3 protein-coding genes are annotated in these 3,204 nt (G+C 64.7%); all 3 read right to left on the minus strand.

Translation table 11 applies throughout. The features are described from left to right. Positions 1-1,304: efflux transporter outer membrane subunit (locus VGL01_RS23005; RefSeq protein ID WP_331573490.1), on the minus strand; the 1,304-nt coding region annotated here is incomplete at its 3' end. Between the two features lie 10 nt (positions 1,305-1,314). Continuing rightward, positions 1,315-2,472: an ABC transporter permease gene (locus VGL01_RS23010; RefSeq protein WP_331573492.1), complete on the minus strand. Its 1,158-nt coding sequence runs from the start codon at positions 2,470-2,472 to the stop codon at positions 1,315-1,317. Continuing rightward, positions 2,469-3,204 (minus strand): ABC transporter ATP-binding protein (locus VGL01_RS23015; RefSeq protein ID WP_331573493.1); only part of this gene is annotated, 736 nt, incomplete at its 5' end. The genes VGL01_RS23015 and VGL01_RS23010, both read right to left, overlap by 4 nt.

Below are 3,204 nucleotides of genomic sequence, written 5' to 3' on the forward strand. Positions count from 1 at the left end.
CCGGCCGCGTAGCGAGCCGAGGCGACGTGCAGGCTCGCCTCGGCTTCGCGCGACGCCGCGTCGCGCATATCGAGCGTTTCGGCATCGCTTTGCAATGCCTGCAACGCATCGGCCACCTGTTGCAGTGCCTGCAGCACCGTCTCGCGATAATCGGCCAGCGCCGCCTGGTAGGTGGCCTGCGCCGCCCGTCGCTGCGCCCGCAGCGCGCCGCCGCGAAAAATCGGCTGGGTCATGCTCAGTCCGATGCTCCAGACGTTGAACTGCTTCAGGATGTCCCGGATATGCGTGCGTTCCGATCCCGCGCTCGCCGCAATCGAAAACTGCGGAAACAGATTCGCCGTGGCCACGCCCACGTCCGCGCTCGCCCGATGCAGCAAGGCTTCGGAAGCGCGAATATCGGGCCGCTCGCGCGCGAGCGTCGACGGCAGTGTGACCGGCACGGTACCGGGCACGCGCAATTCGTCGAGCGCGATATCGCCCATATCCGCCTCGGCGCTCGGCAGCCCGACCAGCACGGCGAGCCGATGCTCGGTCTGCGCGAGTTGCGCGGCGAGCGGCGGTATCGTCGCGCGTGTTTGAGCCAATAGCGTGCGCTGCGCGTGCACATCGAGCTCGGACACTCCGCCGGCGGCTTGCCTTCGCTCCATGATCCCGAGCTGCTGCGCTTGCGCGGCTGCGAGCTGTCGCGTCAAGGCCAGCTGCTGCCGCAACGATGCCCGACGAATCGCCGCCGACACCACGTTGCCCGCCAATGAAAGCCGCGCCGCATCGAGCTCGAATGCCGCATAGTCCACCTGCGCGCGCGTTCCTTCGAGGGCACGCCGGTTGCCGCCGAAAACGTCGAGCAGATAGGTCACGCTGACCGACGCATCGTAGAGCGTAAACGGCGGCGGGCTTGCCGTGTTGGCCAGCCCGAACGAGGCGAGATCGACTTTGCGGCGCGTCGCCGATAAGCCCGCATCGACGCTCGGCAGCTCTGTCTGCCCTGCTTGCGCGCGGTAGTTCTCCCGCGCGGCGATCAGGCGAGAACGCGCAGCCTCCACTGTCGGGCTTCGATGCAATGCTTCGTCCACGAGCCGGTCGAGTTCGCCCGATCCAAATCCCCGCCACCACGTGCGCGGTGCGGCGTCCGAGCGGATGAAACGCTGCGCGCCGCCGCCCGGCCCCCTCGGATCGACTGTCTCGCTCGGCATCGGCTCACGCGTATACGCTTGCGCGCGCGGTGCGGCCGGCGAGTGGAAATCCGGGCCGACGGTGCAGGCACTCAAAGCGAGCAACGACAGCATGACGAGGCGTGGCGTCATCGTGGAGCCCCTAATCGAGCGTACGCCGATAAAAGCGCACGGCAACGCCCATGACGAGCAGCGTAAACAGCGCAAGCGGCCAGACCGAAGGCCACATGTCGGACCAGCCGATGCCTTTGAGCAGGATTCCGCGTACGAGCCGTGTGAAATAGGTGAGCGGCAGCAGATCGCCGATGAACCGCGCCCAGACCGGCATGCCCGCGAACGGAAACAGAAATCCGGACAACAGGATGCTCGGCAGAAAATAGAAGAACGTCAGCTGCATGCCTTGCAACTGGTTTTGCGCAAGCGAAGACAGCGTGATACCGACGGTGAGATTCGCCGCGATGAACAGTAAGGCCGCGACATAGAGGGCGATGAGGCTGCCGGCGAACGGCACATGAAAGACGAGGCGCGCGGCAGCAAGAATGATCGACACCTGCAGCAGACCGATGAAGATATAAGGCACGATCTTGCCGGTCATGACCTCGAGCGGCTGCACCGGTGTCGCGAGCAGATTCTCCATGGTGCCGCGCTCGCGCTCGCGCGTGATCGCAAGCCCCGTCATCATGACCATGGTCATCGTCAGAATCACGCCGATCAAACCCGGCACGACGTTGTACTGCGTGATGCCCTCGGGGTTGTAGAGCCGATGCACCTGAATTCCGAACGCGGCGGGACGTCCGTTCAAATGCGCGAGCGCTCCCGTCAGATCCTTGTCGACCACCGGTTGCACGAGATTCGGCAATGCCTGCAGCGCGGAGCCGGTCGCGACCGGATCGGTCGCATCGGCTTCGACGAGCAACGACGGATGCTCGCCGCGCAGCAGCCGCCGAGAAAAATCGACAGGTACGCTGACGACGAACTGCACCTCGCCGCGAGCGAGCGCGCGGCGTCCCGATGCCTCGTCGGGAAGACTCTCGACCACATCGAAATAATCGGAATGCTTCAACGCCGAAATGAAACTGCGCACGAAAGGACTCTGATCGGACACCACGACCGCGGTCGGCAAGTGCTTCGGATCGTCGTTGATGGCGAAACCGAACAGCGCCAGCTGAATGACAGGAATGCCGACGATCATGGCGAACGTCACACGGTCCCGCCGCAATTGCAGAAACTCCTTTTGCACGATGCTCCACCATCGCGCGAACGAGAAGCGGGCAACGCGCGGAGAGGGCGCGGCATTCATGGCCGGGAGCCCCCGGCGTGCGCCTCGTTGTTCGGTGCGCGCGTCATGAGATAGATGAAGACATCTTCCAGGCCGGTCGCGATCGGTGCCACGCGAAAGCGCGCATGCCCCGGTTGCGCCCCTTCCTTCTCGATTTCAGCGAGGGTTGCCGCCAGCGCCGCGCGATCGCTTCCACTCACGTGCAGCGCGGAGCCGAAGACCACGGTCTGGTCCACGCCCGGCTTGGTTTTCAACCGCTCGGACAGCGCGGTCAGCCCTTCCCCCTCGATCGTCCAGGTGCAAAGGTGCTGTGCATCGATCACTTCGGCCGCGCTGCCTTGCGCAAGCAGCGTACCGTCCGCGATATACGCGAGCTTGTGGCACCGCTCGGCCTCGTCCATGTAATGGGTGCTGACGAGGACCGAAATGCCGCGCGCCGCCAGTCGATGCAGCTCCTCCCAAAACTCCCGCCGCGCATTCGGATCGACACCGGCCGTCGGCTCGTCGAGCAACAGCAATTCCGGTTCGTGCAGCATGCAAGCCGCCAGGGTCAGCCGCTGTTTCCACCCGCCCGAAAGCGCCCCCGCGAGTTGATCGGCGCGCTCGGCAAGGCCTAGCGATTCGAGCGAGCGCTCGACGGTCTCCTTGCGGTTCGGCATTTCGTAGACGCGTGCAACGAAATCGAGGTTCTCGCGAATCGAGAGATCCTCCCAATAGGAAAAACGTTGCGTCATGTAGCCGACGTGGCGCTTG

The sequence above is a fragment of the Trinickia sp. genome, assembly GCF_036503415.1.
GTDB lineage: Bacteria > Pseudomonadota > Gammaproteobacteria > Burkholderiales > Burkholderiaceae > Trinickia.

What these genes read in the sequence shown, in the direction of transcription:
- VGL01_RS23010 (WP_331573492.1), bottom strand. Translation starts at nt 2,472, where the DNA reads ATGAATGCCGCGCCCTCTCCGCGCGTTGCCCGCTTCTCGTTCGCGCGA.